22 protein-coding genes, 1 tRNA gene and 1 CRISPR repeat array (1 of these 24 running past the window's edge) are annotated in these 22389 nt (G+C 61.7%); of the genes, 8 read left to right on the top strand and 15 right to left on the bottom strand.

All coding sequences use genetic code 11. The annotated features are described in order from the left end of the window. Positions 1 to 2: 2 nt before the first annotated feature. Together glgP and pepT are read right to left on the bottom strand one after the other, a co-directional pair. Positions 3 to 2222: an alpha-glucan family phosphorylase gene (glgP, locus tag SE15_RS13780; protein ID WP_236690046.1), complete on the bottom strand. Its 2220-nt coding sequence runs from the start codon at positions 2220 to 2222 to the stop codon at positions 3 to 5. Positions 2223 to 2381: 159 nt separating this feature from the next. Then, entirely contained in the window at positions 2382 to 3626 is a 1245-nt protein-coding gene (gene pepT, locus SE15_RS13775) for a peptidase T (RefSeq protein ID WP_054522700.1), read from the bottom strand. Positions 3627 to 3753: 127 nt separating this feature from the next. Here pepT and SE15_RS13770 point away from each other — a divergent pair. From SE15_RS13770 to SE15_RS13755, 4 genes are all read left to right on the top strand, one after another. Beyond that, positions 3754 to 3826, top strand: a tRNA-Pro gene (locus SE15_RS13770). A gap of 91 nt (positions 3827 to 3917) precedes the next feature. Next, positions 3918 to 4268: a hypothetical protein gene (locus SE15_RS13765; RefSeq protein WP_054522699.1), complete on the top strand. Its 351-nt coding sequence runs from the start codon at positions 3918 to 3920 to the stop codon at positions 4266 to 4268. A 40-nt stretch (positions 4269 to 4308) separates the two neighbouring features. After that, positions 4309 to 5052, top strand: a complete 744-nt coding sequence (locus SE15_RS13760; RefSeq protein WP_054522698.1) for a dolichyl-phosphate beta-glucosyltransferase — start codon at positions 4309 to 4311, stop codon at positions 5050 to 5052. Beyond that, on the top strand, positions 5030 to 5695 hold the full coding sequence (locus tag SE15_RS13755; RefSeq protein ID WP_054522697.1) for a ribonuclease HII: 666 nt from the start codon (positions 5030 to 5032) through the stop codon (positions 5693 to 5695). Before SE15_RS13760 ends, SE15_RS13755 begins: the two co-directional genes overlap by 23 nt. On the opposite strand, the gene SE15_RS13750 is transcribed toward SE15_RS13755, so the two are convergent. The 12 genes from SE15_RS13750 to SE15_RS13695 all read right to left on the bottom strand — a co-directional run bounded on the left by SE15_RS13750 (position 5679) and on the right by SE15_RS13695 (position 17026). Then, positions 5679 to 6563 carry an SDR family oxidoreductase gene (locus tag SE15_RS13750; protein WP_054522696.1) on the bottom strand — a complete coding sequence of 295 codons (885 nt, stop codon included), beginning with the start codon at positions 6561 to 6563 and terminating at the stop codon, positions 5679 to 5681. The two genes, SE15_RS13755 and SE15_RS13750, sit on opposite strands and share 17 nt — an antisense overlap. A 108-nt stretch (positions 6564 to 6671) precedes the next feature. Beyond that, positions 6672 to 8129 carry a glycoside hydrolase family 13 protein gene (locus SE15_RS13745; protein WP_083461965.1) on the bottom strand — a complete coding sequence of 486 codons (1458 nt, stop codon included), beginning with the start codon at positions 8127 to 8129 and terminating at the stop codon, positions 6672 to 6674. Positions 8130 to 8276: 147 nt separating this feature from the next. Continuing rightward, positions 8277 to 9185 (bottom strand): acetamidase/formamidase family protein, encoded by a 909-nt coding sequence (locus SE15_RS13740; RefSeq protein ID WP_083461964.1) that lies wholly within the window; start codon positions 9183 to 9185, stop codon positions 8277 to 8279. Between the two features lie 24 nt (positions 9186 to 9209). Continuing rightward, positions 9210 to 10361: an APC family permease gene (locus SE15_RS13735; RefSeq protein ID WP_054522694.1), complete on the bottom strand. Its 1152-nt coding sequence runs from the start codon at positions 10359 to 10361 to the stop codon at positions 9210 to 9212. Between the two features lie 102 nt (positions 10362 to 10463). Then, complete coding sequence (locus tag SE15_RS13730) at positions 10464 to 10982, bottom strand: DUF3592 domain-containing protein (protein WP_054522693.1); 519 nt, start codon at positions 10980 to 10982, stop codon at positions 10464 to 10466. 103 nt (positions 10983 to 11085) lie between these two features. Further along, the gene (locus tag SE15_RS13725) at positions 11086 to 12441 is read right to left on the bottom strand and encodes a hypothetical protein (RefSeq protein WP_054522692.1); all 1356 of its coding nucleotides are present in this window, start codon (positions 12439 to 12441) and stop codon (positions 11086 to 11088) included. A gap of 123 nt (positions 12442 to 12564) precedes the next feature. Further along, complete coding sequence (locus tag SE15_RS13720; RefSeq protein WP_054522691.1) at positions 12565 to 13011, bottom strand: DUF1931 family protein; 447 nt, start codon at positions 13009 to 13011, stop codon at positions 12565 to 12567. A 59-nt stretch (positions 13012 to 13070) separates the two neighbouring features. Continuing rightward, entirely contained in the window at positions 13071 to 13577 is a 507-nt protein-coding gene (locus SE15_RS13715; RefSeq protein WP_054522690.1) for an Hsp20/alpha crystallin family protein, read from the bottom strand. 35 nt (positions 13578 to 13612) lie between these two features. Continuing rightward, positions 13613 to 14011, bottom strand: a complete 399-nt coding sequence (locus SE15_RS13710) for an Hsp20/alpha crystallin family protein (RefSeq protein WP_054522689.1) — start codon at positions 14009 to 14011, stop codon at positions 13613 to 13615. Between the two features lie 38 nt (positions 14012 to 14049). Next, positions 14050 to 14502: an Hsp20/alpha crystallin family protein gene (locus SE15_RS13705; protein WP_236690045.1), complete on the bottom strand. Its 453-nt coding sequence runs from the start codon at positions 14500 to 14502 to the stop codon at positions 14050 to 14052. 520 nt (positions 14503 to 15022) lie between these two features. Further along, on the bottom strand, positions 15023 to 15730 hold the full coding sequence (locus SE15_RS13700; protein ID WP_054522688.1) for a DinB family protein: 708 nt from the start codon (positions 15728 to 15730) through the stop codon (positions 15023 to 15025). Between the two features lie 15 nt (positions 15731 to 15745). Beyond that, a complete protein-coding gene (locus SE15_RS13695) occupies positions 15746 to 17026 on the bottom strand; it encodes a PQQ-dependent sugar dehydrogenase (RefSeq protein WP_083461963.1) in 1281 nt (426 codons plus the stop codon). Between the two features lie 182 nt (positions 17027 to 17208). On the opposite strand from SE15_RS13695, the gene SE15_RS13690 reads away from it, so the two are divergent. Continuing rightward, positions 17209 to 18498, top strand: a complete 1290-nt coding sequence (locus SE15_RS13690) for a hypothetical protein (protein WP_152965644.1) — start codon at positions 17209 to 17211, stop codon at positions 18496 to 18498. Here SE15_RS13690 and SE15_RS13685 read toward each other — a convergent pair. Continuing rightward, positions 18495 to 18890, bottom strand: coding sequence for an FmdB family zinc ribbon protein (locus SE15_RS13685; protein ID WP_054522686.1), 396 nt, complete (start codon positions 18888 to 18890; stop codon positions 18495 to 18497). The two genes, SE15_RS13690 and SE15_RS13685, sit on opposite strands and share 4 nt — an antisense overlap. A gap of 101 nt (positions 18891 to 18991) precedes the next feature. On the opposite strand from SE15_RS13685, the gene SE15_RS13680 reads away from it, so the two are divergent. Genes SE15_RS13680 through SE15_RS13670 form a run of 3 tightly spaced genes read left to right on the top strand, consistent with a single transcriptional unit; the run spans position 18992 to position 21816 of the window. Continuing rightward, positions 18992 to 19627, top strand: coding sequence for a guanylate kinase (locus tag SE15_RS13680; protein WP_054522685.1), 636 nt, complete (start codon positions 18992 to 18994; stop codon positions 19625 to 19627). After that, positions 19624 to 20376, top strand: coding sequence for a rhomboid family intramembrane serine protease (locus SE15_RS13675; protein ID WP_054522684.1), 753 nt, complete (start codon positions 19624 to 19626; stop codon positions 20374 to 20376). The genes SE15_RS13680 and SE15_RS13675 overlap by 4 nt, the downstream gene beginning before the upstream one ends. Before the next feature lie 21 nt (positions 20377 to 20397). Further along, positions 20398 to 21816 carry a glycosyltransferase family 39 protein gene (locus SE15_RS13670; RefSeq protein ID WP_054522683.1) on the top strand — a complete coding sequence of 473 codons (1419 nt, stop codon included), beginning with the start codon at positions 20398 to 20400 and terminating at the stop codon, positions 21814 to 21816. A 163-nt stretch (positions 21817 to 21979) separates the two neighbouring features. Then, a CRISPR array of direct repeats spans positions 21980 to 22389; the repeat unit is 37 nt; unit sequence GTTTCAGTATCCACTAACGGATCGAGGGGGTTGCAAC; it runs 3136 nt beyond the window's last position.

Here is a 22389-nt window from a genome sequence, read left to right as displayed (position 1 = left end):
GCTCAACTCGCTTTCGTCGAAGTCACCGAAGCCGCGGTCTCGCTCTCGGAGGCGAGCCCCTCCTCCGCCTCCAGGCAGGGAAGGTACATCTCGCTCAGGTATTCCTTGAGCATGCGGCGGGTGCTGAACTGCGGCGCCAGGGTGCGAATGGATTCCTTGATCCGCGCAATCCACCCGGAGGGGATGTTATCTGCCGAGCGATTCTGGTAGTAAAGCGGGATGATCTCCTTCTCCAGCGTGTCGTAAAGGCTGAGAGCATCCAGTTCATCCTGATGCGCCGGGTCTACCGGGTCGGCATCCTCGCCAATTGCCCAGCCGTTGGCGCCGTTGTAGGCCTCGCGCCACCAGCCATCCAGCACCGAGAAGTTGAGCACACCGTTTAGGGCCGCTTTCATGCCCGAAGTACCCGAGGCCTCATTCGGGCGACGCGGATTGTTCAGCCACACATCCACTCCCTGCACCAACAGACGCGCCAGGTTAATATCGTAATCTTCCAGGAACACCAACCGCCCCGCCGCCCGCGGATCTTTGACCGCCCGATATACCTGCTGAATGAGCAACTTGCCCGGCTCATCCGCCGGATGGGCCTTGCCGGCAAATATGATCTGCACCGGCATATCCGCATTGGTGATGATGCGCAGCAGGCGCTCGTAATCGCGCAGGATGAGGGTGGCACGCTTGTAGGTGGCAAAGCGCCGCGCAAAACCAATGGTCAGCGAATAAGGCTCCAGGAAAACCCCGCTGGCGAGAACCTGCGAGGGGTGCACGTTGCCGCGCATCCACAACTGGCGCGCCCTTTCATTGACATAAAGCGCCAGTTTTCGCTTGAGGTGCTGACGCACCGCCCACAATTCATGATCCGGGATGCTGGCAATGCGATCCCACAATTCAGGTTCATCCAGATGTTCCAGCCAATCCGGCCCCAGATAACGTTCGTACAGCAGGCGCAGCCGCCGCGCCAGCCATGAGGGCGTGTGGACCCCGTTGGTCACGTGAATGATCGGCACATCCTCCGGACGACGGTCAGGCCACAAGAAGTTCCACATGCGCCGCGAGACTTCTCCATGCAGTTCGGAGACCGCATTTGCATGGTCTGATAGGCGCAATGCCAGCACCGGCATGCAGAACGACTCCCCCCATGGCGTGGTCTGATGCCCCAACGCAATCAGTTCTTCGCGCGTCAGGCCCAGTTGCGGCCACAGCGCCGAGAGGTACTTATCCACCAGCCACAGCGGGAATTGATCCACCCCCGCCGGCACGGGCGTGTGGGTGGTGAAGACATTGCCCTTACGCACCTGAGCCGCCGCCTGCTCAAAGGTCAGGCCGCTCTGCACCAGTTCGCGCGCCCGTTCCAGCACCAGGAAAGCCGAATGGCCTTCGTTCATGTGCCACACCTTGGGGTAAATTCCCAGGCGGCGCAAGGCACGCACCCCACCAATCCCCAGCAGGATCTCCTGCGAGATGCGCACCTCAGGATCACTGCTGTAAAGCCGTGCCGTGAGCTGGCGGTCGTTCTCCTGATTCTGCTCCAGGTTGGTATCCAGAAGGTAAAGCGCCACCCGCCCCACTTGCACCTGCCACAGGCGCGCATACACCAACCGCCCCGGAAGTTCCACGCTGATCAGCACCGGCTGACCCTGGGCATCGCTCAGCGGGATGAGGGGCACTTCGTCATAGTCCAGGTAGTACGTACTGGTCTCCTGCCAGCCATCCTCCGTGATGCGCTGCACAAAGTACCCCTGGTTGTAAATGAACCCCACCCCCACCACCGGCATACCCAGGTCGCTGGCTTCTTTGAGGTGATCGCCGGCCAGAATACCCAGCCCGCCTGCGTAAACCGGTAGGCACTCGTGCAGGCCGAACTCAAACGAGAAGTAGGCAATCACCTCGTTCACGTGCTGGGGATAGGTGCGTGCAAACCAGGTATCGGCATCCTGCAGATAGGCATCAAAGCGCTGTATGGTGCGGTCATACAGGTCCAGGTAGTGGCGGTCATTGGTCACCGCATTTAACTGACTGCGCTCCACCCTTTTCAGGAAGGTCACCGGGTTGTGGTTGACCTGATCCCACAAGCGCTGGCTGATCAGGCGGTAGAGCATTTGAGCATCGGGATTCCAGGTCCACCACAGGTTGTAAGCCAGTTGTCCCAGGCGATTGATGCGCCGGGGCAGGCTGAAGTGGTTAGGAATGACCCGCTTAATGGTCTCGTCCATCGGAATCATCTAGGCATCAACCTCTTTCTTCTAAGATTAAACACAAAGACGGTCAGGCCGTTTTAGGCAGTAGGCTGGCCAGAACCGGGTGATGAAAAATCTCTGGACACCACATCCAGATTGTATGATCACCGTGATTTATTATACCATTCTCCCCACCTGGCGCATTCACGCGGGGGGTTGTGCCACCCGGCGCAGTAACGCCACCAGCACCGCGACGGCTTTTTCCATGGAGGGAATGGGAATGTACTCATAGCGCCCGTGATAATTATGACCGCCGGTGAAGAGGTTGGGGGTCGGCAGGCCCATGTGCGAAAGGCGCGCCCCATCTGTGCCACCCCGCACGGGCACAATCCTGGGAGTCACCCCACACGCGCGCATGGCCTCCTCGGCCAGTTCGACAATGTGCCACACCGGCTCAATCTTCTCACGCATGTTGTAGTACGAATCGCGCACCTCCACCTGCACCAGCGGCTGCCCGTAACGGGCCGCAATGAAATCCGCCGCACGCTGTAGCCAGGCCTTGCGCGCCTCGAAGCGGGCACGGTCGTGGTCGCGGAGGATGTAATGCAGGCGCGCCTCTTCCACCGTCCCCTGCAGGTGAGTGAGATGATAGAACCCCTCGCGCTCTGCGGTATACTGCGGGCGCTCTGCCTCCGGAAGTAAGGCGTGGAACTGCATGCCCACTTCAAGCGCATTGATCATCTTGCCTTTGGCCGCACCCGGATGCACACTGCGCCCGCGCACCGTTACCGTGGCACTGGCAGCATTGAAAGTCTCGTACGAAAGTTCCCCCAATTCGCCGCCATCCACCGTGTAGGCAAAATCCGCCCCAAACCGCGCCACATCAAAGCGATCCGCCCCACGCCCAATCTCTTCATCGGGGGTGAAGGCCACCCGAATCCGCCCATGCGGGATCTCCGGATGAGATATCAAATGGGCCAGCGCCGTAATAATCTCCGCAATGCCCGCCTTGTCGTCCGCGCCCAGCAGCGTACGCCCATCGGTGGTGATAAGCCACTGCCCGACATACCGGCTTAGTTCGGGGAACTCGCGCGGTGAGAGCACAATTCCCTGCTCCGGGTCAAGTACCAGGTCACCCCCCTGGTAGAAGCGAACCTGAGGGTTGACGTTGGTACCGGTGAAGTCAGGGCTGGTGTCCATGTGGGCAATCAGCCCCACCGTCGGCACGGAGTGACTCACATTGGAGGGCAAGGTAGCCATCACATAACCGTTCTCATCCAGCGTGATCTCCTGCAACCCCAGCGCTTCCAGTTCCTGCACCAGCAAGCGCGCCAGGTCAAGTTGTTTGGCGGTACTGGGGCAAGTGTTCGAATGCGGATCGGATTGCGTATCTATGCGTGCATAGCGAATGAAACGGGACGCCACTTCGGGCAGCGAAAACTCGCTCATGAATCAAACGCCTCCTCAATGAAATCAGGCACAGAATGCGCCCGTCTCCGGGCGCGCGCCACCCTCGACCTGCAAACCCACAGAGTCCTTGACGAAGGATGACCCTTCCGATTATACTCTGAAGCAGCGGGGTGTGGCGCAGATGGAAGCGCACCGCGTTTGGGACGCGGGGGTCGGCGGTTCAAGTCCGCCCACCCCGACTGGGACGCTTACCGCCGAGGATGCTCGGCGGTTGTTCCTGCAAGCGGGCAGCGCAAGCCGGGTACAAACTTCAAAGGGTGATGGTCACCGATGGCACTACCCATTTTGAAAAAGAAATCGAATGCTGTATCGCTCCCCAAAAAATTTGATGGGGTGGTCGAGGCCGTGCGCTACGATGCGGATGGGCGGCTGGCACTGGCACGTGTGCACGAGCGCCGTGGGCTGGTCTTTTCGGATCATGTGTTGCTCACACGAGACGAATTGATCCGTCGCCTCAAAGCGGGCCAGGTCTTCGTCACCGGCCGCCGCAAGCCCTACCTGGGCAACGCCTTCGAGGTGTATGAGGTGGTCCGCCTGGCAGGTGCACCGGGGCAAGAAGTGGTGATCAGCGGGCAGGCCGACGGCAGCGAGCGCGATCACCTCAACGTTCCGCTTTTCTAGACCTTCACGCGCCGCGGTACCCCTCGTGGGCAGGTGACCTTTGACCGAACCCCTGCTTTCCATCATCATCCCCGCTTACAACGAAGAGCACCGCCTGCCGAGCACTCTGCAGGCCATCCATGATTTTCTGGCCGGCCAGCCTTACACTGCCGAAGTACTGGTGATAGAAAATGGTTCAACCGACGCCACCCTGGCCGTGGCACAGGGGTTTGCGGCGCGTCTGCCTTACCTGCGTGTCTTTCACGAGGATGTGCGCGGCAAGGGCTGGGCTGTGCGGCGCGGCATGCTGGCCGCGGTGGGCGCATACCGCTTCATTTGCGATGCCGATCTCTCCATGCCCATCACCGAGGTCAATCGCTTCCTCCCGCCCCAGTTACCCGGCGACGTAGATATTGCCATTGCCTCGCGCGAAGCCCCCGGCGCCCGTCGCTACGGCGAGCCGGAATTCCGCCATCTGGCTGGCCGCGCCTTCAACCTGCTGGTACGCCTGCTGGCCCTGCCGGGCCTGCAAGATACCCAGTGCGGTTTCAAAATGTTCCGCGCCGCAGTTGCTGAGGACCTCTTCCGCCACCAAACCATTTACGGTTGGACCTTTGATGTGGAAATCCTCTTCATCGCCCGACGGCAGGGCTACAAGATTGTCGAAATTCCCATTCCCTGGTACTTCAACCCCGAGAGTAAAGTGCGCATGTGGCGCGATGCGCGCCAGATGTTCCTGGATGTGCTGAAAATCCGCCGCAACGCGCGGCGAGGGCTGTACGATGCGCCGCCTCGCCCCCTTTGAAGTCCCCGCTTCTCCCAACCTGACCTTTGAACGGCGCCTGTGGGCACAGGGCGCCCGCCTTGTAGCCGGTCTGGATGAAGCCGGGCGTGGCGCCTGGGCGGGACCGGTAGCGGCGGGCTGCGTGATTCTGCCCCCCGAGGAGAAGGTCCTGGCTCATCTGAGCGGCCTGCGCGATTCCAAGCAACACACCCCCGCGCAGCGTGAACGCTGGGCCGAACGCATCCGCGGCATTGCGCTGGCCTGGGGGGTGGGAATGGCCTCGGTGGAAGAGATTGACCGTCTGGGCATCCTGCCCGCCACACGCCTGGCCATGATGCGGGCACTGGAGGCGGCCGCTTGGCGCGCCGATTATCTCCTGATTGACGCCCTGCGCCTGCCCGAGCTCGACTTACCCCAACTGGCACTGATCAAAGGCGACCAGCGCGCCCTGAGCATTGCCGCCGCCGCCGTGCTGGCCAAAACGGCGCGCGACGCACGAATGCGTGAGTACGACGCACAGTACCCCGGCTACGGGTTCGCTCACCACAAGGGCTACGGCGTACCCGCCCATCGGGCCGCCCTGGCGCGCCTGGGCCCCTGCCCCTTGCATCGGCACAGTTTTGCACCGGTGCGTCAGGCGCTGGCGGCTACCCCACCGCCGTGAAGGTGACCGGCGTGATCTCCGCCAGGCCACACAGGCGCAGGCTGATCTCCCACAGGCGCTGAGCCGCCGCCCGATCATACGAAACCGGCGATGAAGGCACAGCGCGGCAGTTGACGAAGTAGCGCCCGCTGACGCCGGCCACCTCCTCCGCCGTAGCCAGGTAGATGGACGTTTGCGCCCCCTGCTCCGGGGAGATGGCAAAAAAGCGCTGCAGCAGGCGGAAGCCCCATGCAATCGGGTCGTGATTATTGTGGGCAAAGCGCGAAGCCACAAAACCGGGGTGCAGCGCATTGACCGTCACCCCCGATCCTTCCAGCCGCCGCGCCAGTTCGTAGGTGAAGTACAAATTGGCCAACTTCGATTGCGAATAAGCCCGCCAGCCGTTGTAACGGCGCTCGTTTTGCAGATCCTCAAAGTTCAGTCGCGCACCCGCATGCGCCATGGATGAGACGTTAATGATCCGAGCCGGCGCACTGGCCTTGAGCACCTGCAGGAGCAGCAGGGTGGTCAGGAAGTAGCCCAGATGATTGAGGGCAAAGGTCATCTCCAGGCCCTCAGGGCTGAGCTGGCGGCGGGTAAAGTAGGCCCCCGCGTTGTTAATCAACACATGCAGATGCGCATAGCGCTGGCGAAAAGCGGCCACCATCTGATGAATGGCCGCCTGTGAGGCCAGATCGGCAATCAGAAAATCCACCTGGGGATTGCGGGTCTCTTCACGCAGCGCCTCGGCCACCTGGGCCGTCTTTTCGGGGTTGCGGCCCACAATGACCACCTGCGCGCCCTGTTTTGCCAGTTCGCGCGCCGTGACCCTACCAATGCCATCCGTCGCCACGGTAATCAAGACCGTTTTACCCTTAATCCACGTCATTCCGCTCTACCTCATAAGTTTCCCAAAAGATCGTCCCCAATTTTACCCCGCCCGCAGGCGGGGCGAGAGCAGAATGGAGCCCTTAAAGGCTATACAAAACGTGACTTCTCAGGCCGGCAACAGCACGGCCCCGCTCAGCGGGCCCAGACTGAGGCCGTGCAGATGGCCCTGTGTGACCTGGGCCGTCCCTGCCCCCAGCGCATCGCGCCAGCGCGAGGCTTCCGGCAGGCCTGCTCCCACCTCTACATCCAGGTGCAGGGTCTGCGACGAGCGATTCAGGATGATCACAGCCGCATCTGCCCCTGACTGACGTGCGTAGATGAGCACATCTCCCTGAGCGTGGAGCACCGTAAACGTCCCGGTGCGCAGAGCCGGGTGCGCCCGGCGCAGGCCGATGCAGGTACGATACCAGGCGCGCAGATCCTGATCCCAGCGCCGCTCGTCCCAGGGGAAAGCCCGCCGGCAATCGGGGTCTTGCCCTCCTTCCAGCCCAATCTCATCCCCGTAGTAAACGCAGGGTGCGCCGGGGTAGGTCATCAGGAAAAGCACGGCCAAGCGCAGTCGAGCACGCTCCCCACCCACCAGCGAAAGGAAGCGAGCCGTATCATGGCTATCCAGTAAATTCAACTGCGCCAGCACTGCCGGGCGCGGGTAGCGCTCCAGCAGATGGGTGATCTTCTCCGCAAAACCGGCTGCGTCATTCACAAAGAACTCCGGGCCGTGCTGGTACCAGTGTCCAACCAGGTCGCGCCGCAGATGTTCTCCGCCGAAAAAGCCCCAGCAGGCGTAAGTCAGCAGGTAATTCATCACCCCGTCGAATTGATCCCCCTGCAGCCAGGGATCGGCAGCCTCCGGGATTTCGCCCGTGATATAGGCCTCCGGGTTGGCAGCCTTGACCACCTCGCGAAACCGTGCCCAGAAGCCCGGCTCTGTAACGCAGAAAGGCACATCCAGCCGCCAGCCATCAATCCCCTGCTCCAGCCAGTAGCGTGCCACATCAAAAATAAAGCGCTGTACCTGGGGGTTGGCATGGTTGAATTCGGGCAGGGCGGGCAAATTCCACCAACACTTGTAATTGGGCGTGCCCTCGTAGGCATTGAGGGGGAACCCCTTGATCACAAACCAATCCAGATAGGGAGATTGTGCCCCCACCTCCAGAATGTGGTGGAACTGGAAGAAGCCCCGACTGGCATGATTGAAGACGCCATCCAGGATGATGCGCATGCCCCGGCGGTGCGCCTCGTCCAGCAAACGGCGAAAGGCCGCATCCCCGCCGAGCAGCGGATCCACGCGAAAGTAATCGTGGGTGTGATAGCGGTGATTGGAAGCCGATTGGAAAATGGGGTTGAGGTAAATGGCAGTAATGCCCAGATCCTGGAGGTAATCCAGGTGCTCCACAATTCCCAGCAAGTCCCCCCCTTTGAAGCCATAGGGGGTAGGAGCGGCTTCCCAGGCTTCCAAATTACCCGGCTTCTCCACCGCCGGACTGCTGGCGAAACGATCGGGGAAAATCTGATAAAAGACCGCCTCATGCACCCAGGCAGGAGTTTGAAAATCCATTCCCATAGCGTTCTCCCATCTAAAGATCACATTTTAAAAAAACCGGCTCAATTGTACCCGTATTTCCGCCCCTGGTGCACCTCCGGATAAAAAACAGCCTGAGGAAGGCTTCTCACCTCCCTCAGGCTCGTTTTCCTCAGCGATAGCGTGTGTTTAGCGCGGCAGGCGGTAGCCGTAGTCAGCCAGCACGGCCTTGGGGAACTCGAAGCGCATTGTCTTGAGCGGGTCCACCACCTGGCACACTTTCAGTTCGCCCACCAGGCTCATCAGCAGCCCCGCGTCGTTGATGCTCAGCCCCACCTTATCGGTGAGGAATTTGGCCATAGCCTCGATGGCGCCTTGGGCGGCCTCATCCAGGGTGGGAGCCGAGTACAGGGTTGCCACCCGGTCAGCGGTCTCCACGAACGGGGTGGACAGACCCACGAGGTCTGGAACGGGCTGGAGTTTAAGGCGCACCTCGCCCGGCGTTTCGGCGCCGCAGATCACGATCTCGCCATCCCCCATGGCGGCGTGGAAGTCGCCACACCCGAAGAGCGCGCCATCCACCTGAGCGGTGAAGTACACGCTGGCTCCCTCGCCGATGAGGGTACAATCCAGGTTGCCCCCATGGGGACCGGGGGTTCCGCAGGGGACACTGCCCTCACGCGGGGCTACACCGATCACACCGATCATCGGGCGCACCGGCACGCGCACACGGTTGCGGAAAACCACGGTATTGCCTTCGCGCGGCAGCAGGACCGTTTCCACGTGGGTGAGGTGCTGGCCCAGCGCACCCTCCCCGGGGACCGTGACCATGGTTGAACGCTCGCCGATCTTCAGTTCGAGGATGTCCACGCGCACCACCTGCCCGGCAGAGACCCCCTGGATGTACAGTGGGCCGGTCGCCGGATTGACGTGGCTCCAATCCAGGCTATCAATCAAATCGTTCTCACTCTTCAGTTGCCCCTCAAAGCAATCGTGGGTCTCCAGCCAGACTTCCTCACCCGGCTGAACTTCCAATGCCGGCTTCAGATCGGGTGCAAATGCAAAGAACACATGATCCCGAGTCAACCGTTTCATCATCCACCTCCTAAAATGACATTATACCTATACCTGCAAGGCCGGCGGCACTTTGCGGAAGCCGCGCGAGACGATCAGCAACAGCACAAACCCAATCCCCAGCCAGATGAAGCCCAGGGTCTTCGCATGGACGTTGAGGTTGGCCCACACAAAGCCAATAATCAGCAACCCGATCAGGGGCAGGATGAGGTAATTCAAGATACCCTGGGGCGAACGCTCCTTCTTCTGGAAGAAGTAGTAGCCGATCACCGTGATATGCAGAACCATGAAAGCGGTCAGTGCGCCGAAGTTGACCAGCGAAGAGAGGACTTCCAGGTCAAGCAAAGTGGCAATGGGCAGGGTGATCAGCGCGACCAAGAAGATGGCGATCCAGGGGGTCTTGTACTTGGGGTGCACCCACGCCAGGGCCTTGGGCAGTTGCTCATCGCGGGCCATGCCGTAGAGGACGCGTGAGACGGCAGCCTGCGCGGCAATACCATCCCCGATCCCCCAGGCCAGCACCGTGCCGATCAGGGCCAGCAGACGCACCACCGTACCGCCCGCCTCCTGGGCAATGTAGAAGAACGCCACGTCGGTATTGGGGAAAGTGGTGTAATCCGGCCAGACCAGCGCCGCCAGCCAGGTCTGGGTCATAAAGAAGAAAGCCAGCATGGCTAGGGCAACGATCATCGAGCGGCCAATCATCACACGAGGATTGCGGGTTTCTTCGGCCAGGGTGCTAATGGCATCAAACCCCAGATACGAAAGCACCGAGACCGAGGTGGCTGTAAGCACAAATTGCCAGTTGAACTTTTCAGGATCGAAGAACGGCGCCAGGCTGAACGCACCCACGCCGCCGCCCTTGGCAACATAAATGATCGCGGCCACCACAAAGGCAAAGAACGCCAGCAGTTCGATCCCCAGCATCACCCACATACTGCGTGCCATCACATCAATGCCCAGCAGGTTGAGCACACTGTTGAGCACCAGGAACATCAGAATCCAGCCCCAAACCGGGATGGTGGGGATTTCCGCCGCGAGCCACAACCCGGCCACCAGGTACACCAGTGCCGGCACTGGGATGTAGTCAACCAAAATGGCCCACCCGGCCATAAAGCCCACGTGCGGACTGAGGCCACGCTGGGCGTAAGAATACACCGACCCCGCAATGGGGAAGGCCTGCGCCATGCGCCAGTACATAACATAAACTCATCGTAATGACATATCAACTGGGCGGGATTTTTTCCTGGAAACTGCCCGGGGAAATCTTTCTCAAACCAACAAAACGCCCCCCGGCGCGGGCTACTGCATAAGCGTCGCCAACACGGCCACACCGACCAGACAGGCCGTCATCAACGCCACGGTCAGAAAGATAATGCCAACAATCAGCGTTGCCCGGCTGGGAACCCCAGGCTCTAAGAGGGCTTCAGCCGGGTTCTGAGGGTTGTAGTACACACGCACCTCACCCCCCACTGGGTAGCGCGCCAGTTCCTGCTCCACCTTGCGCCGGCTGCTGACAAAGGTTTGCGCGCCCACCCGGATGCGCTCACCGTGGTAGGATACCCCGTCCACTGCGTAGGTGTACACCACACGAGGCGTGTAAACCTTACCCTGGATCATCGAGTCTTCGGGGTCGGTGGAAACCTGCGTGCTCTCCGCCACCGCAGCCTCCACCACACTGCCCACCACCGAAGGCCAGGCTTGGGCCTCAGCGGTTTTCTTGCGCTCCCGCGCATAACGGTAGAACATGTAGATGCCCAAACCCGTAAAGACCAGTAAAAACAGCCCAAAGCACATAAATCCCAGGATACCGACGCCCATCGTGCCCTCCTCCCTCGAAAATCATTACCTTCCAGTATAGCCCTGGACAAAGGCAATCACAAGCGCCGGAGGCCCCCCATATGCGCTTGCCCGTGCGCACCTCCTATGGTTTGCGCCGTGCCTGCCATCGCTTCCAGAACGCCACCCCCAGCCCCAGCACCCATATCACCACCAGCGACTGCATGGGCACCAAAAAACGCGGGTTATCACCGTGATCGGGCAGGGTCTGCACCACCGAAGTGACCCACACTGTGGCCGCCAGCAGGGCCTGGTAGGGGTGCAGGGGCAACCCCCGCCGTACCCGTGGCAGCAGGAACCACCCCGCCGATCCGACAAGAAAGAGCAGGTTGGTGGCAAATAATATGCCGCGCTCCACCCAGATCAGTCCCGTCACCCAGGGCAACAGCGCCGGCAGCCTGAAGTTTTCCGCCACCCAGACGATGGGCGCGCGCCAGAAAAGCCACCACCCCTTCAAGACGTAATGCAGGTAAAGCGTGGGGGGCTCGCGAATGAGTTGCCATGAGAGCCGGGCCAGAGTGCGCGAGAGATCGTAGAAGCCCAGGCCCGAGGCCTGCATCATCTCCGGAATGGCCTGCCAGATAGCATTGGTCTGGGTGCCGTATTGCGCCATTCGGGCATCACGGTAACGTAAGTACACATCGCGCAGGGCTGCATACTCATCCGGCACATACTCGAAGTAATATCCGGTATGCTGAATCAGGTTGTAGCCGGTCATGGTGGTTACGTTCCACATGCCGAAGCGGGCATGAATGAAGGCCATCCAGGCACCGATGAGCACGGCCGCCGGAAGCACGACTGCCAACAGGGTGCGCCATTCCAGGGAGCACAAGCGCTGTCGCAGCCCGCCATGGGCACTTAGCACCGGCATCAGCGCCAGCGCCAGCCCCAGCCAGAAAGGGAGAAAGACGAACAGCGGGCGCGTCAGCCCGGCCAGCGCCGCGCTGATCCCCACCCCCAGGCCCAGCCAGGGTCGCCAGCGCGGAGCCACCTCAAACCAAGCCCAGGCCAATCCCAAACTGACCACCACCCAAAAGGTGGCCAGAGTCTCGCTGAGCAAATGCGCCTCGAAGAAGAGCTGCCCCAAGTTAAGGGTATGCGCCAGCGCTGCGGCCAGCCCCAGGACCGGGGAGCGCCACAACCGCCAGCCCAGGAAAAAGAAAATCAGAGTGATGGTCACCCCCAGACCTAACTGCGCCAGGTACACCCGTGCATCCCCGCCCCACAGGGCCAGGAAGGCCGGATACCCCGGCGTGCGCACACCATCATAGTGGCTCCAACCGCTGGCAATACTTTGCGCCGCGCGACGATAGGCCCCCGTATCGCTGAAAGCACGCACCGGGTACAGCCACGCCAGAGCCAGCCGTTCCACCAAAGCCACCCCCACAATCATGGCCAGAGCAGGTTGCCAGGAGCGCGCCGGATGAGAGGGGAGAATCAAAGCACCATCCCGAAACCCGAGGTAAAGACTTCTTGATTCTATCCCAAGTTGGGGCTGTGAGCCGTTGCGCTTTCTACCAGGCATTAAAAAATCCTGCCCGCCAGGGGGCAGGCAGGGCTGGTTTTACAGGGTTAATTCGAGCAATGCTTCCAGGCGATCAAAGTGCTCCGACACGGGATTCTCCACCTTCGGGTCAAGGACCTTCAGGCTGCGCGCCATAATCAGCAGCAGCGCACCTGCCAGGTCGGGCAGCATGGCTTCCACCTCCGCTGAGAGGGTGCGGTCCAGAGGCGGGTAGGTGGCCATGCGTTCGAGCACAGGGCGCAGTTCAATCTCCTCATTGAGATCGCGAAAGGCCTGCAAACTGCGCTGAAAGCCCGCCGTGAGCGGTAAATCGGCTTCGGTAATCACATCGCGCCCGTTAGCGGCGGCAGCACGTTCGGCCATGATCAGCAAATCATGCAGTTTGTCGCTGATGAGGTCCGAAATGCGTTTCAGATCGCTTTTGTCCACGTTAATGCCGGCAGTACGGCGAAACAGATGCTGCATGCGGCTGGCTCCAATGATCATGGGATTCCTCCTGAAAGAATTTAACGGGGGTGGCGTGCCACCCCCGCTTCGGCTCTTGCTCAGGCCGTCTTGATCGGAATGACCTTGCGCGCCCGCTGGGCTTCGGGGGTCTTGGGCAAGGTAATGGTCAGCACGCCCTTCTTGAAGGTGGCTTCAGCCTTCTCCACTTCCACCTCGCAGGGCAACGGGATGACACGGCGGAACGAGCCGTAGCGGCGCTCCATGCGGTAGTAATCCTCACCCTGCTCTTCTTCCTCCTGACGCTTCTCGCCGCTGAGGATCAAGGAGTCGCCGACCACCGAGATTTCAATGTCCTTCTCATCCATGCCGGGCAGTTCGGCGGTGATGACCACGTCTTTGGCCCGCTCCTTCACATCTACGCGCGGCGTGAAGGTCTCCCAGGTCTCCTCCAACCACTCCCACGGCGCCAGCGACCAGGGACGCTCAAAGAAGGACTCAAACCAGCGATCGAAGTCGCGCATGAGCGCCAGTGGCGAGCGTTCTGCCTCGCGACGAACGGCCAGCGAGCGCTTTGGACGCCAGGGAATCAAATCGGTGATGGGCATACGCGCTCACCTCCTTTCTTCTCATCTTGGGGTGTTTACACCGCCTTCACCGGAATGCGACGCACGCGCGCCGGACCGGCTTTAGGCAAGCGCAAATGCAAGACACCCTGCTTCATCGTGGCTTCGATTTTCTCCCGGTCAATGTCCTCGGTCAGCGTAAAGGTGCGCTCATAATCCCCACCCTCATATTCCGCGTAATCCAGGGTGTAACCTTCCAGCGTGGGGCCCTGGACGCGGCCGCGGATGGTGAGAACATTCTTCTCCAGCGTTACCTCCACGTTGTCCTGATTGACACCGGGCATATCGGCGAGCACCCAGATATCCTCATGGGTTTCCACAATATCCACAGCCGGCGCAAAAACTCGACGCGCTCGTTCGACATGGGCCGGCCGGGTCTCTTCACGCACTTGTAGGGCACGGGTTTCCTCGGCCATGGCTCTTCCCTCCTTTCTGGCTGAGATCCGGGCGTGCCTCAGGCCGCCTGCACGGTGATGCGCTTGGGCTTATCGGCCTCGGCACGCGGCAGCGTAATGGTCAGAATGCCGTTTTCGTACTGGGCTTCGACGCGCTCAGCATCAATGGTAAAGGGCAATTGCAGAGAGCGGGCAAATTCACCCTGGAAGCGCTCACGACGCTGGTAGCGTGCCCCTTCGGGCAGATCATCGGCAAGGCGCTTCCCGCGCAGAGTCAAAGTATCCCCAACCACGGCGATTTCCAGTTGCTCCGGATTCACACCCGGCACTTCAACCGTGACCACAGCGCCCTCTTCATTTGTCCACACGTTCATGGGCGGGAATTCCACCTCCATGAAGCGACGACGGCGCGGGAAGAACGATTCGAAGAGGCGATCCATTTCGCGCTCCATGCGCTCCATTTCGCGTTCCATGCGCCGAATTTCACGCCAGGGCACGAAGGGCTCGATCATAGGCTCATCCCTCCTTTCCCTTGGGATTGAATGACCATGGGGCTATCCATATGCGCCCCGATGCATTTTTATAATTAGCCCCCTAACATATGAAAAACATTAGAGATTTGCAAGAGGCAGATAAACGCCTCTTTCTGCATGCCCCTCCCCTGAACGCAACAGCCTGCTTTTGGCTAGACCGCTGGCACGATTTTTAGAAAGGCGGCCTTGATTCGCGCGTCCTCCTTGATCAGCCCGCAGATGCGCTCCGCCATCTCAAACGGGTGAGTTGGCCCCAGCGTCAGGAAGCCGGATTGAAATTCCCGATCAACAGGCCGAAACAGGGACGCTCATGATACAAAGATGGGCCCCATTTTCACGGGAGTGATCGGCCCTGAGAGCCCCCTGAAGGCGCATTAAATCCACCGATGCCCCACGCACTTTCCACCGGCCCCCGGGGTTGGTCCCCGGCGCCGGGAGCCTGGAGCCGTGCCGGTGCAATCCCCTGAAACCCAAGCAGCGCCAGGTTTTTCGCCCCGGCTCAGGTGGCAATCAGGCGGCGGATGTGGGCGCAGTGGTCGCGCTCGTGCCAGAGGGCGCGGCGCAGGAGTTTGCGCGGGCTCCACCATTCGCCGCGTTTGCCCACCACCCGCTCCACTCCTTCGAGTTGGGGCAGCACCGCTTCCAAGCGCTGGCGCACCACTGCCAGACGCGCCAAAGGGTCCTCCGGTAGGGCCGCCCGCGGCATCCCGGCCAGTTCAAGCCGATCCAGGTACCACCATTCGGTCCCGGCTACGTGCTCCAAAATGCCGCGAATGCTCCAGCGTTCACCGGGGTAGGTGCGCTCCAACGCAACCGCATCCAGCCCCTGAATGCACTCAAGCAGGTCGGCGCGGCTCCAGGCCAGCAGTTGCAGCCCCCGGCGCACCTCCAGGCGCGTCAGGGGCTTCCAATCGTGCTGGAACCAGGCGTTGACTTCATACCCTCCATCGGCCACCCGCTCGTACTGCTCATCCAGGTGGTAAACTTCCCAGACTTCCACCAGGCGCACGTCCACATCCCCCCGTTCGGGGAGCCAGCCGGGTTGCCCGCGGCGGTTGACCCAGGCCGCATAGGCCACAAAAACCGGCACAATGGCCACCAGCGCCTCAGTGGCATCGCACCCGTAGGCAAAGCACCCCGGATGCTCCAGCGCCCAGGCCAGCGAACGCCCTTCTATGCCGTTTTCTAAACCCACGTAGAGGATCATCGGCGCTTCTCCCGTTTAAGGCCGTTCCAGGCGGTAAAGCGTGCCACTGCGGTGGTCCAGCAGGTAAAGTTCACCCTGGCGATCTTGCCCAAAGGCACTAATATTTGCGCTTGTGCGTGCCAGTTCGAGGGCCTGCCAGGTGCCCGCAGGCGTGCGCCACAGCCCCCACACCACCCCACTGCAATAATCACCGAAAAGATAGACCCCCTGCAATTCCGGGAGCGCCTGCCCGCGATACACAAATCCGCCCGTAATCGAGCACCCGCCCTGATTATGCCCGTACTCCCAAACCGGGTCAATCAGCACCAGGTCGGTGGGCGGAGTGCCCTTGTAGGGGTGTGCGCCTTCGCGGTAATTCCAGCCAAAGTTGGCCCCGCCCGGCGACCCGGCAGGCAGGTAATCCACTTCTTCCCAACGGTTTTGCCCCACATCGGCAATGTACAGATCGCCGGTGACGGGATCAAAGGCGTAGCGCCAGGGATTGCGCAGGCCCAGCGCCCAAATTTCCTGCCGTCCACCCTGCCCATCGGCAAACGGGTTATCGGCAGGGATGGCATAAGGCCGGGCGCCGTGCACATCCAGACGCAGCATTTTTCCCAACAGCGTGTTGGGGTCTTGAGCGCGCCCCTGGGGATCGCCTGCCGAGCCCCCATCCCCCAGGCCAATGTAGAGATAACCATCCGGGCCAAACACCAGCCCCCCGCCGTTGTGGTTGGCGTAGGGCTGCTCCACGTAGAGCAGGCGTTCCTCCGAGCCGGGATCGCCAAACTGCCCATCTGGGGTGAGCATGTAGCGTGCCACCACGGTATTGCCCTGACGATCAGTGTAGTTGAGGTAAAAGAGGCCGTTCTGATCAAACTCGGGATCCAGGGCAATGCCCAGCAGCCCCTGCTCGGAACCCTGACTGCCCACTCGATCACGCAGATCCAGGAACGGAGCGGGCTGCACCTGCCCGTTGATGACCAGGCGCACCCGACCCGCCTGTTCCAGCACCAGCAAGCGTCCGTTGCCCAGATCCGCGAGGTCCACCGGCCGCTCCAGCCCGCTGGCAAAAGGCCGCCAGATCAGGCGTGCCGGGTCGGGGGCCGACGCGGCCGGTGCGGCAGAGGGGGAAACCGTTGGGCTCGGGAGTGCGGTGGTGGTCGGCTGTGGGGGCAGTGGGGTGGGGGAAACCTGAGCCGGGGGTTGCGGCTGAATCGAGGTCGGGCGCAGGGGCGGAGGGGTAGGGGTGGGGGGAGCCGCCACACATGCGCTCAAAAGCACCAGCAAAGTGAAAGCCAGAAACAAGGTACGCATCACCATCTCTCCTTGGAGGGGATTATAGCACGCCGGCCGTGAAGAACGAGCGCGCCCGTACACGCCTCACCCCGCGCACGCAAGGGTAAGGGCCGGCGGCGCAGGCCGGGTTTAAGCCGGACTTTAACCGCATCGCGTATAATCGAGGCGGTGAGAGGGAATTTCGTGCCGTGGTATCGCCTTTGCTGAGAACCTTGGCGCAGGTGGGCCGCCATGCCCTGCGGGCCGCCGTGTGGCTGTTGCTGATTCTGAGCCTGCGTGCCGGCGATCTGGCCATCGAAGATACGGCCTCGCGGGTGCGGCAGTACACCCGCCCCTGGGAATTCGACTATGTTTCCTGGACGCTGGGCGCGCTGTTCAATAAGGAGCGCCAGGCCGTCCTCGATCTGCCGCGCTACCTCGCCCCCGCTCAGCAGCGCCAGGTGGTGCTCGATTACCTGGACCTGGTGCGGCAACTTGACCGGGTCGAAGCGGATATTGCCGATTTCTACGCCCACCCCGAAGTCAAGAACCCCGAAGTGCTGACCGCTCCGCTGGTGGCACGGCGCGCGCGCCTGCTGGCAGAGTGGCAGCGCCAACGCCTGGCGGCCGAAGCCGTGCTGGAACACCAGATCAGCACGGTGATCGGAGACATGGGGCTGAGCCTGGGCGGGCAGCCACTGCCGCCGGTGCTGTACCACGTCACGCCGCTGCCCATGGCGCTCATTGTCTCTCCGCGCACCGTGATCCGCCAGGAGGCCGATATCTCGCTTCAGCCCGACCTGCCCCTTGAAACCATCACCCACCTGGAGCAGAACGTGGAGCGCGGGCTGAACGTCTCGGCGCTGGTAGTGCCGGTGGGCGGGATCGGCGTTTACCCCAGCATGGTCATGCGCTCAGATGACCTGGCCTGGCTGGTGGAGACGGTGGCCCACGAGTGGATCCACAACTACCTCACCCTGCGCCCCTTGGGAATGCTCTACTTCGCTTCGCCCCAAATGCGCACCATCAACGAGACCACTGCCAACCTGGCCGGCAAGGAAATTGCCCGGGCCGTACTGGCGCGCTACTACCCGGAGTTCCTGCCGCCGGAGCAGGAAAACGAAGCCCACCCGCCCGCACCGGGCAGTTCGCCTCCGGCCCGCACCTTCGACTTCCGCGCCGAGATGCACACCACGCGGGTCACCGTGGATGCCCTGCTGGCGGCGGGCAAGGTCGAGGAAGCCGAAGCCTACATGGAAGCGCGCCGGCGCTTCTTTTGGGAGCACGGCTATCACATCCGCCGCCTCAACCAGGCCTATTTTGCGTTCTACGGCGCCTACGCCGATACGCCGGTCGGCCCCCAGGGACGTGATCCGGTGGGCGAGGCAGTGCGCACCCTGCGCGCCCGCTCCCCCAACCTGGCCGCCTTCCTGCGCCGCATCGCCTGGGTCACGTCCTACGCAGACTTGCAGCGCCTGGTGGAGGAAACGGCCCCTGAGCCGGGCGGCTAGAATTCATCCTCACCGCCCAGGTCGCCGCCCTCCTCACTGCCCAGTTCGGGAATCTCGCGCTCAATATCTTCAGGGCTCTGACCGGCTTCCAGGCGGCTGACCACCTCGTCGAAGACATCCCCCAGGTCTTCCCCGACTTCCTTGCTCATCTGGCGCATCATCCGCCCCAGGGCCTTGGGGTCATCCTCCAGCCCGGCCAGTTTATCCGGGTCGGCCAGGTCTTCCAGCCGGCTCTCTTCTGAACGCGCCACTCGAACCCGTCCAATGCGCCGCTGGACGTTGCCGCTCCCGCAATGGGGGCAGGCCACCGGGCGCGTTCCGTACTCGGCATAGGTCATAAACACCTCAAACCGTTTACGGCAGTCCAGACAGCGGTATTCGTAAGTGGGCACGGGTTGTTCTCCTTTACAAGCAGATCGGAATCAAATCAATTATAATCAGAGATGTATCAGAAAAGCGTAAACGCCACCCACCCCCGGAGAGGTCGTCACCCATGGTTGCGCCGCTGGACGAACCGCTGTTCTTTGAACTCACCCGCCCCCAACCCCTGCTGATCGTGCTCTCAGGACCTTCCGGGGTGGGCAAAGACACGGTCTTACAGGCCCTCAAAAAGCGCAACCTGCCCCTGCACTTCGTGGTCACCGCCACGGACCGCCCTCCACGCCCGGGCGAGGTGGACGGCGTGGACTACATCTTCGTCTCGCGCGAGGAATTTGAGCGCATGATCGCCGCCGACGAGATGTTGGAATATGCCGTGGTGTATGGCGACTACAAGGGGGTGCCCAAGGCCCAAATCCGCCAGGCGCTGGCCAGCGGCAAAGACGTCATCTTGCGCGTGGATGTGCAGGGGGCCGCCCGCCTGCGCGCGCTCTGCCCGGAGGCAGTGCTCATCTTCCTCGCCCCGGCGAATGTGCAAGAATGGTATCAGCGCCTGATCAACCGCCACAGCGAGACCCCCGAGACACTCCAACGACGCATCGAGGCGGTGCGGCGTGAATTGACCTACCTGGATATGTTTGATTATGTGGTAATCAACCGACAGGACCATCTGGAGCAGGCGGTGGACCAAATCGTCGCGATCATCCAGGTGGAGCACCTGCGCGTCCATCCCCGACGGATCACCCTATGAACGCCACCCCTCCCGAATCTTCACAAGGCATGCCCGGCGCAGTGCGCATCCACTGGCACCTGCCGGCGCGCCGCCCCTATGTTACCTATTTTATGATGGTCACCTGCATCCTGGTGTACCTGGGCCAGTGGCTCAGCCAGGGCCTGCTCGGCGGTGATCTGCTGATCGCGCTGGGGGCCAAGGTCAACAGTGCCATCCTGCAGGGGCAGTACTGGCGCCTGCTCACCCCCATGTGGCTGCACGGCTCCATCCTGCACCTGGCATTCAACATGTATGCCCTGTACGTCATCGGCACCGGCCTGGAACGCTACTACGGGCACGGGCGCTACCTGGCGCTGTACCTGCTCAGCGGCTACGCGGGCAATGTGATCTCTTTTCTGATGTCCCCCGAACCTTCGGTCGGCTCGTCCACCGCCATCTTCGGCCTGATTGCCGCCGAAGCGGTCTTCATCTACCAGAACCGCCATTTGTTTCAGAATGCGCGGAGTATGCTGTTCAACATTAGTAGCATTATCCTGATCAACCTGATCCTGGGGCTCTCGCCGCAAATAGATAACTGGGGGCATCTGGGCGGGCTGATCGGCGGGCTGGCGTTTGCCTGGTCGGCCGGGCCGCTTTGGGAGGCCGCCTACCAGGCCGATGGCTACCACCTGAGCAACCAGCGCCGGGGCACGCAGGCGGTGTGGATCGGGCTGGGAGTGGCTCTGGTGTTCACCCTGCTGGTAGTCCTGCGCATCGGGTGGCGTTAATCTTACTTACTGGCATTGCCTATGCACGGGGAAGCCCGGGCCGATACCCCCACAGACTCCTCTCCCCTGGGGTGGATCGCCGCCCTGGTGGTCGGGCTGGGGCTGCGCCTCTACCATCTGACCAGTCAGACCTTTTGGGTGGATGAAATCGGGGTGTGGCTGGCCGCACGTCAGCCCACCCTGGAGGGGGCGCTGAGCGTGGCCAGGGGACACATCATGGCCATGCCCCTGCACTACCTTCAGACCTGGGTAGCCTTCCACCTGGGCCTAAACGGGGAATGGCTGCGCCTGCCGGATGCCCTGTGGAGCACGGCCAGCCTCTACCTGGCCTACCGCGTGGCAGGCCACCTCGTCAACCGCCGTGTGGCCACGCTAACGGTCTGGCTGCTGGCGCTTTCACCCACCCTGGTGCAATATGCCCAGGAACTGCGCTTTTACAGCGGGATGGTCTTTTTTCACCTGGCACTGGTCGCGGCCGGTTTGAACGCCCTGCGCCGGGGGCGCCGCCGCGACTGGCTGAGCATGATCCTGGTGGGCGCGGTGGGCAGTCTGTTTCACGTGTATGTCATCCTGGGGTTGGCTTTCGTCTATGCGGCGGCACTGCTGAATCCGCAGTGGCGTAACGACCAGCAGCGCTGGCGGGGGTTGCTGGCAAGCAGCATCGGGTTATTGACCATCTTCGCTCTGATCGTATGGTGTTTCGGCGCCGTGCCGGGCTACACCGTGCCCCTCTTTGCTTACCAAACCCTGCTGCAATTCGTGCTGGGTGGGCTCGGCGCGTGGCCGCTTTACCCCCTGCAGGGAGCCGGTTGGATTTTTTACGGCCAGTGGCTGGCACTGGGCCTGCTCGGGATCGGGCTGGCGCTGTACCGCCGCGCGTGGCGGGTCATTGTGTGGGTGCTTCTCGTCGCCGGGATCGCAAGTGGGGTGGTGCTCATGAATGCCTACCGTCACTACTTCCTGCACAGCCGGCAAATTCTCTTTTTGACCTTCTGGTTCGCCCTGCTCGCCGGGATGGGGCTGGCGGCAGTGCTGGAGTGGATCGAACGGCGCTGGCTGCATCTGCCGGCGCCGGGCAATCGCCTGGTCTTCGTGCTGGCGGTGGTGGGGCTTGGGATATGTGCTCTGCCTGCGCTGGCGCCGTACTACGCCAGCCACAAAACCGAGGTGGTGGATACCCGGGCGGCCCTGCTGGCGCACTGGCGGCCGGGGGAGACGATTTGCGTCCTGCCGGATTTTGACATTGCGGTCTACCGCTACTACTGGTGGCAGATGCCGGTGCAGGACCTGCGGGCATGCGAGGAGGAACAGGTGCGCCGCGACCCCGGGGTGCGCTTTGTGCTGACCCCGCCGTCTTACGACTTTCGCGAGCAGTATGAGGTGATCTACCGCCCGCCCTGGAATGTCATCTACCCCAAAGTCCTGTGGATGCGGCGGTGAGTCATTCGGCCAGAGAGGCACCCCGGTTCATCTGACCGACCGGGGTGGGGTGGAAAAGGCTCCAAAATTCCGCCGACAAAATTGTTGCTGACCCGAATGCGGCGCGCCAACGCCTCAAAGTGAATGACGTTGCCCCGCCTCTGCACAGGCGGGGCACGGGGTGATTTCAGTATCCACTAACGGATCGAGGGGGTTGCAACTTTGTCGCAAAAGCGAAGCCCGCCGTCATAACCAGAGTTTCAGTATCCACTAACGGATCGAGGGGGTTGCAACTGTCCGGCTTCTTCTCGGCCATGAGTTTGAGGATAAGTTTCAGTATCCACTAACGGATCGAGGGGGTTGCAACTTGCCGAAAACTGGACGTTCGCCGGAGAAGCCAACAGGTTTCAGTATCCACTAACGGATCGAGGGGGTTGCAACTCCTCCCCGGTGTCGCGATGCCAAAACTCGCCCTTGGTTTCAGTATCCACTAACGGATCGAGGGGGTTGCAACTTGATGTACTAAGGGAAGGTACTGAAGTTAGTGTAGGTTTCAGTATCCACTAACGGATCGAGGGGGTTGCAACCTGGCGT

This window comes from Thermanaerothrix daxensis (assembly GCF_001306145.1).
In the GTDB taxonomy this organism is placed as follows: domain Bacteria; phylum Chloroflexota; class Anaerolineae; order Anaerolineales; family Anaerolineaceae; genus Thermanaerothrix; species Thermanaerothrix daxensis.
Note: the sequence above shows the minus strand (reverse complement) of the source record. Positions and strands in the feature narration are given on the sequence as shown.